The sequence below is a fragment of the Stenotrophomonas nematodicola genome (assembly GCF_009467805.1).
Classification (GTDB): Bacteria; Pseudomonadota; Gammaproteobacteria; order Xanthomonadales; family Xanthomonadaceae; genus Stenotrophomonas; species Stenotrophomonas nematodicola.
The window spans coordinates 1-13,846 of record NZ_WIAY01000008.1; the positions used below are offsets into that span (position 1 = coordinate 1).

Annotated in this window: 12 protein-coding genes; 8 read left to right on the plus strand and 4 right to left on the minus strand. The window is 68.5% G+C overall.

The features are described 5' to 3' along the window. Window positions 1-458 precede the first annotated feature (458 nt). Entirely contained in the window at window positions 459-1,670 is a 1,212-nt protein-coding gene (tyrS, locus tag GDJ08_RS17790) for a tyrosine--tRNA ligase (protein ID WP_017356090.1), read from the minus strand. A gap of 168 nt (window positions 1,671-1,838) precedes the next feature. Here tyrS and GDJ08_RS17795 point away from each other — a divergent pair, with 168 nt between their 5' ends. Next, complete coding sequence (locus GDJ08_RS17795) at window positions 1,839-3,302, plus strand: M23 family metallopeptidase (protein WP_017356091.1); 1,464 nt, start codon at window positions 1,839-1,841, stop codon at window positions 3,300-3,302. 96 nt (window positions 3,303-3,398) lie between these two features. Next, window positions 3,399-4,523 carry an anhydro-N-acetylmuramic acid kinase gene (locus tag GDJ08_RS17800; protein ID WP_136006815.1) on the plus strand — a complete coding sequence of 375 codons (1,125 nt, stop codon included), beginning with the start codon at window positions 3,399-3,401 and terminating at the stop codon, window positions 4,521-4,523. A gap of 328 nt (window positions 4,524-4,851) precedes the next feature. On the opposite strand, the gene GDJ08_RS17805 is transcribed toward GDJ08_RS17800, so the two are convergent. The 3 genes from GDJ08_RS17805 to GDJ08_RS17815 all read right to left on the minus strand — a co-directional run bounded on the left by GDJ08_RS17805 (window position 4,852) and on the right by GDJ08_RS17815 (window position 7,508). Beyond that, complete coding sequence (locus GDJ08_RS17805) at window positions 4,852-5,076, minus strand: hypothetical protein (protein ID WP_017355713.1); 225 nt, start codon at window positions 5,074-5,076, stop codon at window positions 4,852-4,854. A 102-nt stretch (window positions 5,077-5,178) separates the two neighbouring features. Further along, window positions 5,179-6,711, minus strand: a complete 1,533-nt coding sequence (locus GDJ08_RS17810; protein ID WP_017355712.1) for an AmpG family muropeptide MFS transporter — start codon at window positions 6,709-6,711, stop codon at window positions 5,179-5,181. After that, a complete protein-coding gene (locus GDJ08_RS17815) occupies window positions 6,708-7,508 on the minus strand; it encodes an exodeoxyribonuclease III (RefSeq protein ID WP_153165407.1) in 801 nt (266 codons plus the stop codon). The genes GDJ08_RS17810 and GDJ08_RS17815 overlap by 4 nt, the downstream gene beginning before the upstream one ends. A gap of 162 nt (window positions 7,509-7,670) precedes the next feature. Here GDJ08_RS17815 and pyrE point away from each other — a divergent pair, with 162 nt between their 5' ends. The 6 genes from pyrE to kdpC all read left to right on the plus strand — a co-directional run bounded on the left by pyrE (window position 7,671) and on the right by kdpC (window position 13,841). After that, complete coding sequence (gene pyrE, locus GDJ08_RS17820; protein WP_017355710.1) at window positions 7,671-8,330, plus strand: orotate phosphoribosyltransferase; 660 nt, start codon at window positions 7,671-7,673, stop codon at window positions 8,328-8,330. A 19-nt stretch (window positions 8,331-8,349) separates the two neighbouring features. Further along, the gene (locus tag GDJ08_RS17825) at window positions 8,350-9,018 is read left to right on the plus strand and encodes a hypothetical protein (RefSeq protein ID WP_017355709.1); all 669 of its coding nucleotides are present in this window, start codon (window positions 8,350-8,352) and stop codon (window positions 9,016-9,018) included. A 289-nt stretch (window positions 9,019-9,307) separates the two neighbouring features. Further along, window positions 9,308-9,400, plus strand: coding sequence for a potassium-transporting ATPase subunit F (locus GDJ08_RS17830; RefSeq protein WP_017355708.1), 93 nt, complete (start codon window positions 9,308-9,310; stop codon window positions 9,398-9,400). Window positions 9,401-9,412: 12 nt separating this feature from the next. Beyond that, window positions 9,413-11,131, plus strand: a complete 1,719-nt coding sequence (gene kdpA, locus GDJ08_RS17835) for a potassium-transporting ATPase subunit KdpA (protein WP_017355707.1) — start codon at window positions 9,413-9,415, stop codon at window positions 11,129-11,131. An 11-nt stretch (window positions 11,132-11,142) separates the two neighbouring features. After that, window positions 11,143-13,194, plus strand: coding sequence for a potassium-transporting ATPase subunit KdpB (gene kdpB / locus GDJ08_RS17840; RefSeq protein WP_153165408.1), 2,052 nt, complete (start codon window positions 11,143-11,145; stop codon window positions 13,192-13,194). Next, on the plus strand, window positions 13,191-13,841 hold the full coding sequence (kdpC, locus tag GDJ08_RS17845) for a potassium-transporting ATPase subunit KdpC (RefSeq protein ID WP_017355705.1): 651 nt from the start codon (window positions 13,191-13,193) through the stop codon (window positions 13,839-13,841). Before kdpB ends, kdpC begins: the two co-directional genes overlap by 4 nt. Window positions 13,842-13,846 lie beyond the last annotated feature (5 nt).

The window sequence follows — 13,846 nt, forward strand, 5'->3', positions numbered from 1 at the left end:
ATCATCCTTCCTGCAGGCGCCTTCACAAGATACCTGCGCATACTGTCAAAGAACCTTGGAGTCGGCCTCAGCGCCTTCCTCCGTGTGCCCCGACGTTTCCGTCGTTGCGAGCCGCCCATTATAGCCGGCTTTTCCGCCTCGTCAACACCTTTTTTCAAGGCCGTCTCACCGAAGTGGACGTTGTTGCCGATGCTGCTTCGTCGTGTGACCCGGAGGTCTTTTCGTCGAAGCGAGCCGCCTATTATGTCAGGCTTTTCGTTTCCGTCAACACCTTCTTTCGAAGTGGTTGCCGTCCTGTTCCGGTGCGGTTGCCGCCTTGCGGTGGCCCCTGCGTCGGGGGAGGGAAAGTATGTCCCTATCGGCGGCATTTGTGAAGGGGGATCGTCACTTTTTTTGACGTCTTCTTCTTCCGATTCAGGTCCGGCCGCGTCACCGCGGCCGGAAACGCCTTGTGACGCTTAGGCCGCGACGAGCAGAACGCGCGCGAACGTGCGCTTGCCGACCTGCAGCAGGCCTTCAAAACCGGGCGCGAACAGCGTCTGGGCGTCGTCCACGACCTCGCCATCCACCTTCACCGCCCGCTCCTTGAGCTTGCGGGACGCCTCGGAGTTGCTCGGGGTGAGCCCGGCGGCGGTCAGCAGTGCACCGATCCGCAGGCCTTCGGCCGGAATCGCCACTTCCTGCAGCGGCAGCAGGGTCACGTCGCCCTGCCCGGTCACGGCCGCGTTCCAGCCGGCGATGGCCTGGTCGGCAGCGGCCGCGTCATGGAAGCGGGTGGTCAGCTCCCGGGCGAGACGCAGCTTCACCTCGCGCGGGTTCAAACCGCCCGCCTCGACCTGCGCACGCAGGTTCCTGGCCTCGGCTTCGCTGATATCGAAGGAGAGCAGCTCGATCCAGCGCCACATGAGGTCGTCACCGATCTTCATGGTCTTGGTGACGATGTCGATGGCCGGTTCACTGATACCAATGTAGTTGTTGAGCGACTTGGACATCTTGGCCACGCCGTCCAGGCCTTCCAGCAGCGGCATGGTCAAGACGATCTGCGGCTTCTGGCCGTAGTGCTCCTGCAGGCCCCGGCCCATCAGCAGGTTGAACTTCTGGTCGGTGCCGCCCAGTTCGACGTCGGCCTCCAGGGCCACCGAGTCGTAGCCCTGCACCAGCGGGTACAGGAATTCATGCAGGGCGATCGACTGCTGGGCGGCGTAGCGCTTGGCGAAGTCGTCGCGCTCGAGCATGCGGGCCACGGTGTGCTGGCCGGCCAGGCGGATCATGTCCGCCGCGCCCATCTTGCCGAACCACTCCGAGTTGAAGCGGACTTCGGTCCTGTCGCGGTCCAGTACCTTGAAGACCTGGTCCTCATAGGTACGTGCATTGGCCAGCACGTCGTCCTTGCTGAGCGGCTTGCGCGTGACGTTCTTGCCGGAGGGGTCGCCGATCATGCCGGTGAAGTCGCCGATCAGGAAGATGACCTGGTGGCCAAGGTCCTGGAACTGGCGCAGCTTGTTCAACAGCACGGTGTGGCCCAGGTGCAGATCCGGCGCGGTGGGGTCGAAGCCGGCCTTGATCCGCAGGGGACGGCCGCTTTCCAGACGCTGACGCAGCTCCTCGGACTTGAGGATCTCATCGGCGCCGCGACCGATCAGGGCAATGGCTTCTTCAATCGAGGACACGTGACAACTCCCGGCAATGCCTTATTTACATGAATGACGTTAATTACAAGTTAACCGCAAGCGCTTCACAAAAGCCAATAGGCACAAGGGTTTGACGCACTATTTATACCTGTCTATGTTACCGACGTTTGGGCCCGCGCTCCCGGGCCAGCCAGGAACAGACCCACGATGCTGAACTCCGATCAAGGCCGCGCGCGCAAGCAGCGCTTCAAGGAACGCCTTCACGTCCTTCACGACACCGCCCTCCATCGGAAGCTCAAGCAGCATCTGCCCGCAGCCTTCAACCAGCGCTGGACCCGCCGCCACTGGATGCATGCCAGTCTCTTCGCCACCATTGGCGCGCTGGTGGCCACCATCGTCCCCGGCTTCTCGCACACCATCGAATCCCCCTACTCCGAGGGCCATGCCACGCTGGCCCTGCCGTTGCCGCCGCTCTCGCAGGAACGCCGCCTGCAGACGCCGGGCGACAGCTGGCAGGTGCTGCGCGTGCAGCGCGGCCAGACCCTCAGCAACCTGTTCGACGAGGCCGGCATCCCGGCCACGGTGATGCACCAGGTGCTGGAGCATCCTGGCGCGCGGCAGGCCCTGACCAAGCTGCGTCCCGGCGCGGAGATCGCCTTCGACCTGCCCCTGTCCGGCGACCTGCGCACGATCCGCTTCGACCGCGATGCCGACAACCGCGTCGAACTGTCATTGAAGGACAACCAGATCACCGAGAAGGTGATCAAGCGCGAGTCCTCGACCCGGCGCGTGGTCGCCAGCGGGGAAATCACCAGTTCGCTGTACGCCGCGGCGCGCAAGGCCGGGCTGTCGCCGTCGGCGATCGCCACGATGACCGACGAGATCTTCAAGTACGACATCGACTTCTCCAAGGACCTGCAGCCGGGCGACCGCTTCAGCGTGGTGCTGGATGAGACCTGGCGCGAGGGCGAGAAGGTGGACACCAGCAAGATCCTGGCGGCGACCTTCACCTCGGGTGGCAAGACCTACAGCGGGTTCCGCTTCGACCGCAACGGCAAGTCCGAGTATTTCGATGCCAGCGGCCGGCCGCTGAAGAAGAGCTTCATCCGCATGCCGATCCCGTTCGCGCGGCTGAGCTCCAGCTTTGGCGCGCGCAAGCACCCGGTGCTGGGCAAGATGCGCATGCACAAGGGCGTGGACTACGCCGCGCGCACCGGCACGCCGATCATGGCCGCCGGCGATGCCCGCGTGCAGTTCGCCGGCACGCAGCGCGGCTACGGCAATGTGGTGATCCTGGACCACGGCCGCGGCCACACCACGCTGTACGGGCACATGTCGCGCTTCGGTGCGATCAAGACCGGCCAGCGCGTGGCGCAGGGCACGGTGATCGGCTATGTCGGCTCGACCGGCCTGGCCACCGGCCCGCACCTGCACTACGAATTCCGCGTCAACGGCGTGCATCGCAATCCGCTGTCGGTGACGATGCCGCCGCCGGAGCCGCTGCAGGGCAGCGAGTTGGCCGCGTTCCGCGCGCAGACCGCGCCGGCGCTGGCCCGCATCCAGGGCATGGAGAAGCTGATCTACGCCGACGCGTCGCCGGCACCGGTGGCGGACAAGGCCGCGACGGCCACCGCCAGCGCGGCCAAACCGGCCAAGCCCAGCCGCGGTTGACCGTCGCGCCGCCGGTTCGATGCGCGCGACCACGCGCGCATTGACGACGGCCGCTGCTTGCGCGGAAGCTGGCCGCACTCCGTTCAAGCGCCTGCCATGACTGCTGTCGATCCGCATACTCCGCTTTACCTGGGCCTGATGTCCGGCACCAGCGCCGATGGCATCGATGCCGCGCTGGTGCAGTTTCCCGCCGAGGGCGGCTGCCGCTTTGTGCACGGGCATACCCATCCCTGGGACCCGACGCTGCGTGCCGACCTGATCGCGTTGGGCGAAGGCGGCGACATCACCTCGCTGGATGCGCTGGGGCGGATCGACGCCGAGGTCGGCATCCAGTTCGCCGCCGCCGCCAATGCCCTGCTGCTCGCCAGCGGGGTACAGCGCGCGCAGGTCCGTGCGATCGGCTCGCACGGCCAGACGGTGCGCCACCGCCCGCTGGGCGATCCGGCCTTCACCTGGCAGCTGGGCGATGCCAACCGCATCGCCGAGCTGACCGGGATCACCACGGTGGCCGATTTCCGCCGACGCGACGTGGCCGCCGGCGGGCATGGCGCGCCGCTGATGCCGGCGTTCCACCTGGCGATGCTCGGCACCACCGGCGAAGACCGGGCGATCCTCAACCTGGGTGGCATCGCCAACCTGACCCTGATTCCCCGTGAGGGCGTTCCGCGCGGCTTCGATACCGGGCCCGCCAACGCGCTGATGGATGCGTGGTGCCAGCGCCATCGCGGGGTGCCGTTCGATGCCGATGGTGCGTTCGCGGCCAGCGGGCAGGTGGACGAACCCTTGCTGGCGCACTGGCGGGCCGATCCCTGGTTCGCGCTGCCGCCGCCGAAGAGCACCGGACGCGAGCAGTTCCACCTGGCCTGGGCCGAGGCGGCGATGGACGGGGAGGCCCGGTCACCGGCCGATGTACAGGCCACGCTGCTGGAGCTGACCGCCGCCACCGTGGCCGACGCGCTGCTGGCCCACCTGCCGGGCGCGGCGCGGCTGCTGGTGTGCGGGGGCGGCGTGCGCAATCCGGCGCTGCTGCGGCGACTGGGGGCGCGCCTGCCGGGCGTGGTCATCGAATCCAGCGCGGTGCATGGGCTGGACCCGGATTACCTGGAGGCGATGGGGTTTGCGTGGCTGGCGCAGCGGACGCTGGACGGCCTGCCGGGCAATCTGCCGAGCGTAAGCGGCGCACGCGGGCCGCGGATACTGGGTGCGATCCATCCGGCGTAGTGCCGGGTTTCGGGTTGGCAGGTGGGTATTGCGCCTGGAGCAGCCGGGCAGAGCCCGGCTCTACGGGGGCGTGGTGCGGGGAATGGCCGGCGGCATGGCGCGGCGCGCAGCCGGGCAGAGCCCGGCTCTACGGGGGCGTGGTGCGGAGAACGGCCGGGGGGCATGGCGCGGCGCGCAGCCGGGCAGAGCCCGGCTCTACGGGGGCGTGGTGCGGAGAACAGCCGGTGGCATGGTGCGGCGCGCAGCCGGGCAGAGCCCGGCTCTACGGGGCGTGGTGCGGAGAACAGCCGGCGGCATGGCGCGGCGCGCAGCCGGGCAGAGCCCGGCTCTACGGGGGGGCGTCGGGGAGGGCCTGGAGGGCGGCGATGGCGTCTGCGAGAGCATTCACTTCGGGGTCGTGGAAGCCGCTGCGGACGTCCAGTTCGCTGGTGAACAGGCCCTGTTCGAGCAGCACCATGCAGGTGTGTTCACGGGTCCAGCCGCGCGCCACGGCGACGCGCCGGATACGCTCGTTCAACAGCGGGTCCAGATCCCGCAGCAGCAGATCGACCATTGTTCTCCCCGTCGGCAAGCACCGCCCCCACGGCACAACAGTCCCCATCATCCAACAGCACACTGCGGGTGGCAAACCGGGGCGGCCGGCCCCCGCCGGCGGTCAGCCGGTGGCGGCGGTCTGGGTGGTGGCATCCACTTCCCGGCGCAGCCACCAGGCCATCAGCAGGCCGGGAACGCCGACCAGCACCGAGACCAGGAAGAAGGTCTGCCAGCCATAGGCATCGGCCAGCACGCCTGCGAACGGCCCCACGAACACCCGCCCCAGCGTGGCGAACGCCGACAGCAGCGCGTAGTGGGTGGCCGAGAAGCGCGTGCCGCACAACCCGCTGAGCAGGGCCACGAAGGCTGCCGTGCCCATGCCGCCCGCGAAGTTGTCCAGGCTGAGGGCAAACAGCAGCAGGCTGTCCATCAGCGTGGCGTGCTCAAGGTGCACGATCAGCAGGTTGAAGGCCGGGACGGTGACCGAGCCCCATGCCCCGGCACCTTCGCGGGCCAGCGCGTAGAAGCCCAGGTTGGACACCAGCTGCAGTACGCCAAAGCCCAGCAGGGCCTGCGACAAGCGCAGGCGCAACAGGAAGAAGCCGCCCACGATGGCGCCCACGATGGTCATCAACAGACCGATGGTCTTGTTGGCCAGGCCCACTTCGGCCTGGCTGAAGCCCATGCCCTTCAGCAGGAACGGCGTGGACAGGCTGAGGGCGAATGCATCACCGATCTTGTACAGCACCACCAGCGCGAGGAACGCACCGGCCCCGCGCATGCCGAAATAGCTGCGCAGCGAGGCGTTGAGGGTCTGGAAGGGAATCCAGCGGGTCACGCCGAGGCCGACGGTCATTGCGCCGGCGATCTGGCTGACCACGAAGGTGAGCCGGGTCCAGCGGTCGCTGCTGTCCGGGTCCAGGCCGACCAGCACCAGCAGGTAGTGCACCACCCACGCGCCGACCGCGACACCGGCCACCAGGGCCACGAACCCGCGCAGCTCGCCACCGGCACGGGACACCGGCGCGGTGAAGCGCGCGGGCAGGCGCGGCATCAGCAGCAGGGCCAGCACCCCTACCCCGACCGCCAGCCCCGCCATCACCCGGTACACCTGCGGCCAACTCTGCCACTGCTCGGCCCAGATCAGGGTGATGCCACCGGACAGGACCATCGCCAGGCGGTAGCCCAGCACGGTGAACGAGCCGCCCAGGCCGCGTTCGGCCGGTTCCAGCAGGTCGGTGCGGTAGGCGTCGATCACCACGTCCAGGGTGGCCGACAGGCAGGCCACCAGTACCGCGACCCCGGCGAACAGGGGCAGGTTGCGCGACGGCGACAGACTGCTCATCAACACCAGAGCGGCGGCCAGCGCGAACAGCAGCAGGACGATCCAGCCGCGGCGACGGCCCAGCAGCGGGATGTCGAAACGGTCGATCAGCGGCGCCCACAGGAACTTGAAGGTGTACGGGATGCCGATCAGGGACAGGAAACCGAGCGTGACCAGGTCCAGCCCGTCCACGGTCAGCCAGGCCTGCATGGCCCCGCCGGTCAGCGCCAGCGGCAAGCCGGAGGCGAAGCCCAGCAGCAGGATCACGAACAGGCGTCGTGCCCGCTGCAGGGGGGTATGCGGCACCGACACCGCCGCCGCTTCATTCATGGGGCGTAGTCCACCGTGAACGGGGCATGGTCGGAGAAGCGCTCATCGCGGTAGATCGAGCAGCTGCGCAGGCGCTCGCGCAGGCCGGGGCTGACAAACTGGTAGTCGATACGCCAACCCACGTTGTTGGCGCGGGCCGCGCCGCGGTTGCTCCACCAGGTGTAGTCCTCGCCGTCGGGGTGGAGCAGGCGGTAGGCATCGGTCCAGCCCTGGCCGGCGGCGATGTCCAGCGCCTGGCCGGCGTCCACGCACTGGCCGTTGAGCCAGTCGCGCTCGGGCGGCAGGCAGCCGGAGTTCTTCTGGTTGGACTTCCAGTTCTTGATGTCCAGCGCCGAGCGCACGATGTTCCAGTCGCCGCACAGGACGTAGTCGCGGCCGCTGGCCAGCCATTCGGCCAGGATCGGGCGCAGCCACTCCATCACCTCGAACTTGAAGCCCTGGCGCAGGTCGCCCGAGCTGCCGGAGGGGATATAGAACGAGACCACGCTGAGGTTGCCATAGCGGGCCTCGATGTAGCGGCCTTCATCGTCAAACGGCGCCCAGCCCAGCGAGGTGATCACCTGATCGGGCTCGCGCCTGCTGTAGATGGCCACGCCGCTGTAGCCCTTCTTGGTGATGGCGTCGCGGTAGAAACAGTGGTGGCCGTCCGGGCGGAACATCGGGTCGGTCAGCTGGTCTTCCTGGGCCTTGGTCTCCTGGATGCACAGCACGTCGGCGTGCTGGGCGCGGAACCAGTCGAGGAAGCCCTTGGTGGCAGCGGAACGGATGCCGTTGGCGTTGAAGCTGATGATGCGCATGCTGACCCGGGTCTGGAGCGGTAACCGGCAAAGCATACCGGGTTGACCCCCGGCCCGGCTGGCCGGATCCGGCCGCTGCAGGCCCCGCGACCGTCTGCCGCGAGCCTGAATTGCCGCCCATGCATTAGGATTTGCGCTCCAAATGAATTGAATAGAGTCTAGATGAGCGACCATCGCCACCGTTTTCTGCAACTTGCCCTGACCGCCGATGCCCTGCGCTTCGGCCAGTTCACCCTGAAGTCCGGCCGCCTGAGCCCCTACTTCTTCAACGCCGGCCGTTTCGATTCCGGCGCCCGCATGGTCCAGCTGGCGGCCTGCTATGCCGATGCGGTGGAAGCCACCGGGCTGAAATTCGACGTGGTCTTCGGGCCGGCCTACAAGGGCATCCCGCTGGCCACCGCGACCGCCTGCGAGTTCGCCCAGCGCGGGCGCGACCTGCCGCTGAGCTTCAACCGCAAGGAAGCCAAGGCCCACGGCGAGGGCGGCAACCTGATCGGCGCGGACATGAACGGCAAGCGCGTGCTGATCGTCGATGACGTGATCACTGCCGGTACCGCGATCCGCGAGGCCCTGGCCATCATCAAGGGCGCCGGCGGCACCCCGGCCGGGATCGTGGTGGCGCTGGACCGCCAGGAGATCGCGTCGGAGACCGACCAGCGATCGGCCGCCCAGGCCGTGGCCGAGGAAGCCGGCATTCCGGTAGTGGCCGTGGCCACGCTGGCAGACCTGCTTGATTTTGCCTCCGGAAATCCGGAACTTGTCGGCTACAGGCAGCCGCTGGAGGACTATCGGTCCCGCTACGGCAGCCGTCCTACGCGCTGACAGCAGGGGGCTGTCCACCATGTCCAGGGTTTCCGCCATTGTCGTGACCGGCCTGCTGCTGGCATTGCCAGCGTCGTGGGCGCAGGCCCAGAAGGCGCGCAGCGATGTGTCCGTCAAGCCGAAGAAGCTGTTCTGCTGGAACCAGGGCAACGAGCGGATCTGCAGCGATGCGCTGCCCCAGGACGCGGTGAACGCCGCACGCGAGGAGTTCAGCGTCAACAGCGGCCTGCGTCGCGGTGAGGTGCAGCGCGCGATGACCGAAGAGGAACGCGCCGGCGCCGCGGTGGAGGCCGCCCAGCGCCGGCTGGACCTGGCCGCCGAGCAGACCCGCCAGCGCACCGAGCAGGCGATGCTGTCCACGTATGAGAACGAGGCGGACCTGCGCCGGGTGTTCGTCGAACGCACCGGCATCCTGGACAACAACATCCAGACCGCCCACTACAACGTGGCCAGCCTGCGCGATGCGCTGGTGACGCTGCTGTCGACGGCGGGCAACCGCGAGCTGGCCGGATCGCCGGTGGCCGACAAGCAGGCCGCGGAGATCCGCCAGCGCCACACCGAACTGCTGGCGCAGAAGCGAATGCAGGCCTCGTTCGAACAGCAGCGCATCGCGCTGGATGCGGAGATCGAGGAAACGCTGCAGCGGTACCGGTTGTTGAAGGGTGCGGCGAGCGATCCTCGCGGGTAGGCGACCGGGTCGCGCCCGGCGCTGAGGCCAGGACAAAAGGGGCGGATGCGACGGCATCCGCCCTTTTTTTATGCACTCTTTACGCGCTGCCCGCCTGGGGGGCGTGGAGCGTTTACGCCCTGGAGGACCACCATGCTCGCCTGACGTGGAGTGGTTCCACCTGGACGTCCCATGAGCCTGTATCCGATTGTGTTCCCCGCCGCGAGCGCCGACCGGCGCCGATCGCGTGCGCGTGCTGCCGGTGCACCCCGCACCGCGCCCTCCCTTTCCCCCCTCTGAGGCCACGACCATGCCTGCCTGGCTTTCCCTGGTGTGCGGCGTGCTGGTGCTCGTCGCCGCCGCCTACCTGCTGTATGTCGTGCTTCGGCCCGAAGCGTTCTGACCGGAGCCGATCATGACCGAGATCCTGTTGATCCTGCTGGCCAGCATCGCGCTGGCCTTCCCGCTCGGGCTGTACCTGGCCCGGGTGATGCGTGGCGCGCCGATGCGCGGCGACGCCGTATTCGCGTGGGTGGAGAAACCGCTGTACCGGCTGCTCGGGGTGAACCCCGCGCGCGGCATGTCCTGGCGCGGGTACGTGGGCGCGTTCCTGCTGAGCAACGTGGTCATCGCCGCGCTGGTGCAGACCGTGTTCATGACCCAGGCCTGGCTGCCGTTCAATCCCGACCAGATTCCCAACATGCGCTGGGACACGGCGCTGCACACGATGGTGTCGTTCCTGACCAACACCAACCAGCAGCACTATTCGGGCCAGGCGCAGCTGTCCTACTTCGCGCAGATGACCGCGATCACCGGCCTGCAGGTGGTGACCCCGATGATGGGGCTGGCCCTGGCGGTGGCTACCCTGCGTGCGCTGTTCGGCGCCCGCCCGGACGAGGTGGATGCGCAACAGGCGGCCCAGCTCAGTGGCGACCGCCGCGTGGACGTGGGCAACTACTACGCCGACGTGGTGCGTGCATGCGTGCGCTTCATGCTGCCGCTGTGCCTGCTTTGGGCGGTGCTGCTGACCAGCCAGGGCGTACCGTCCACGCTGGCCGGCGGCCCACAGGCCACGCCGATCGATGCAGCGTCGGGCATGGACTCGCAGAAGCTGCCGCTGGGCCCGGTCGCGGCGATGGTTGCGGCCAAACAGCTCGGTGCCAATGGCGGTGGCTGGTATGGTCCCAACAGCAGCATGCCGTATGAAAACCCGACCCCGCTGTCCAATGCGCTCGAACTGATCGGCATCCTGCTGATCCCGATCAGCGTGATTTTCATGCTGGGCGCGTTCACCGGGCGCCGGCGCCTGGCCGGGCTGGTGTTCGGTTGCATGCTGGCGATGTCCAGCCTGTCGGTGGCGGCCACGGTGTGGCTGGAAGGCCATTCGGCGACCGCCGCCAGCCCGCTGCTGATGGAAGGCAAAGAAGTGCGCTTCGGCGCTGATGGAACCGCCTTGTGGGCCGCAGTGACCACCCAGGTCTCCAACGGCTCGGTCAACGGCATGCACGACTCGCTCAGCCCGCTGGCCGGCGCCGTGCCGATGGTCAACATGCTGATCAGCGCCATCTGGGGCGGCATCGGCTGCGGCCTGCAGCAGTTCCTGGTGTACCTGCTGCTGGGCGTGTTCCTGGCCGGCCTGATGACCGGGCGCACCCCGGAACTGTTCGGACGCAAGCTGGAAACGCCGCAGATCCGCCTGCTCGCCCTGCTGGTGCTGCTGCAGCCGATCACGCTGCTGACCCTGACCGCGGTGACGCTGGCGATCCCTTCGATCACCGGCACCTCCAATCCAGGCTTCCACGGCATCAGCCAGGTGTTCTATGAGTACACCTCGGCATATGCCAACAACGGTTCGGGCTTCGAGGGGCTGGGCGATGCGACGGTGTGGTGGAACCTGAGCTGCACGCTGGTGCTGCTGCTGGGCCGCTACCCGGTGCTGGTGATTCCGCTGATCGTGGCCGCGCAGCTGGCCGCCAAGCGCCGTGCTCCCGAATCGGCCGGCACGTTGCAGATCGAAACCCCGACGTTCGCGCTGACCCTGATCGCGCTGATCGCCATCCTGACCGTACTGCAGTTCATGCCGGCGCTGGTCCTTGGCCCGGTGGCCGACCACCTGTCGCTGACGCTGCACTGAGACATGACCCCATGAGTACCTATCCGTTGAATGCTTCCACCCACCGCCACCCGCGCCTGCTCGACGGCGCCGGCTGGCGGCGCGCCCTGCGCGATGCGGTCATCAAGCTCTCGCCCCGGCACCTGCTGCACAGCCCGGTGATGGCCGTGGTGATGGTCGGCACCGTGGTCAGCCTGCTGGTGACCCTGACCGGCAACGCGCCGCTGGGCTTCGGCCTGGCGGTCACCGGCATCCTGCTGCTGACCGTGCTGTTCGGCAACTTCGCCGAGGCCGTCGCCGAGGCGCGCGGCCGTGGCCAGGCCGCATCGCTGCGCCGTGCCCGCCAGGACCTGACCGCGCGGCGCCTGGCCGCCGCGCATGCCGGTGCGGCCGAAACGCATGTCCCGGCCGCCGAGCTGCGTCCCGGCGACCATGTGATCGTCAGCTCTGGTGAACTGGTGCCGGCCGATGGCGAGATCGTGCAGGGGCTGGCCACCATCAACGAAGCGGCCGTGACCGGCGAATCGGCGCCGGTGCTGCGCGAGGCCGGCACCGACCGCAGCGGCGTGATCGGCGGCACCAAGGTGCTGTCCGACCAGATCGTGGTGCGCATCACCGCCGAGCCCGGCCACAGCTTCCTGGACCGCATGATCGCGCTGGTCGAAGGCGCCAACCGCCAGAAGACCCCCAACGAGATCGCGCTGACCCTGCTGCTGGCGGCGATGACGCTGACGTTCCTGGTGGTGGTGGCGACCCTGCCGGCGATCGGTGCGTTCGTTGGCGTGAAGGTCGACCCGCTGCTGCTGATCGCGCTGCTGGTGTGCCTTATCCCCACCACCATCGGCGGGCTGCTGCCGGCCATCGGCATCGCCGGCATGAACCGTGCGCTGGCGGCCAATGTGCTGGCCAAGTCCGGCAAGGCGGTCGAAGTGGCCGGTGACGTGGACGTGCTGCTGCTGGACAAGACCGGCACCATCACCCACGGCGACCGCCAGGCCACCCACTTCCATGCGCTGGCCGGCATCGATGCGTCCCAACTGCGCGAGGCCGCGTTGCTGTCCTCGCTGGCCGACCCGACCCCGGAAGGCAAATCGGTCGTGCGCCTGGCACGCGAACAGGGCTGCACCACGGCCGAGCCGGCCCAGGCGCAGTACCTGGCCTTCACCGCGCAGACCCGCATGTCCGGCGTGGACCTGGACGGCGGCCGGCGTATCCGCAAGGGCGCTGCCGATGCGATCACCGCCTACGTGCGCGAGCTTGGCGGCACGGTGCCGGCTGAACTGCCCGGACGCGTGGAACAGGTGGCGCGCAACGGCGCCACCCCGCTGGTGGTGTGCGAAGGGCGGCACGTGCTGGGCGTGATCGAGCTGTCGGACGTGGTCAAGCACGGCATGCGCGAAAAGTTCGCCCAACTTCGTGCGATGGGCATCCGCACGGTGATGATCACCGGTGACAACCCGCTCACCGCCGCAGCGATTGCGGCCGAAGCCGGCGTCGACGACTACATCGCCGAGGCCCGCCCCGAGGACAAGCTGGCGCGCATCCGTGCCGAGCAGGCCGGCGGACGGCTGGTGGCGATGGTCGGCGATGGCACCAACGACGCCCCCGCGCTGGCCCAGGCCGACATCGGCCTGGCGATGAACTCGGGCACGCAGGCCGCCAAAGAGGCCGGCAACATGGTCGACCTCGATTCGGACCCGGCCAAGCTGCTGGCGGTGGTGGAAGTGGGCAAGCAGCAGCTGATCACGCGCGGCGCGCTGACCACCTTCTCGCTGGCCAACGATGTGTCCAAGTACTTCGCGATCCTGCCGGCGCTGTTCGCCGCAACGCTGCCGGCAATGGCCACGTTGAACGTGATGCACCTGTCCAGCCCGCGCAACGCGGTGCTGGCGGCGCTGATCTTCAACGCGCTGGTGATCCCCGCGCTGATTCCGCTGGCCCTGCGCGGCGTGCGCTTCCGCCCGGCCACGGCGACCACGCTGCTGCGCCGGAACATGCTGGTGTATGGGCTGGGCGGCGTGCTGCTGCCGTTCGCGGCCATCAAGTTGATCGACCTCCTCCTCGTCTCGGTATTCGGCGTATGAACCGCTCGCTCGCTTCGTCCCTCTCTCCCGCGTCGCCGTCCCGCGCGACCGCCACCTCCACCCTGCAGCAGGACGGCGCGTGGCGTCCGGCGATCGTGCTGGGCCTGGGCAGCCTGCTGCTGCTCGGGCTGGCCTACGCGGTGGCCGCCACCAGCGCCAGCCGGCTGCTGTTCCCGGCGCAGGCCGATGGCAGCCTGCTGCTTCGCGATGGCCAGGTGCGCGGCTCGCAGCTGATCGCCCAGCCGTTCGTGGGCGACGGCTACTTCCAGGCGCGCCCCTCGGCAGCCAATTACGACCCGATGGCCGCCGCGGGCAGCAACCTGGCGCGCAGCAACCCGGCCCTGGAGGAACGCGTGCACGAGGCGACCCAGGCCGTCGCCCTGCGCGAAGGCATCACCGTGGCCCAGGTGCCAGGCGATCTGGTGACCCAGTCCGGCGCGGGCATGGACCCGGAGCTGTCGCCGGCGGCTGCCGCCGTACAGGTGGCACGCGTGGCACGCAGCCGCGGCCTGCCCCTCGACCAGGTGCAGGCGCTGGTGAAGGCCCATACCCAAGGCCCGCAGTGGGGCGTGTTCGGGCAGCCGCGGGTCAACGTGATGACCTTGAACGCAGCGCTGGATGCGCAGCCGCCGCGCGGCACGCCTTGATGCGC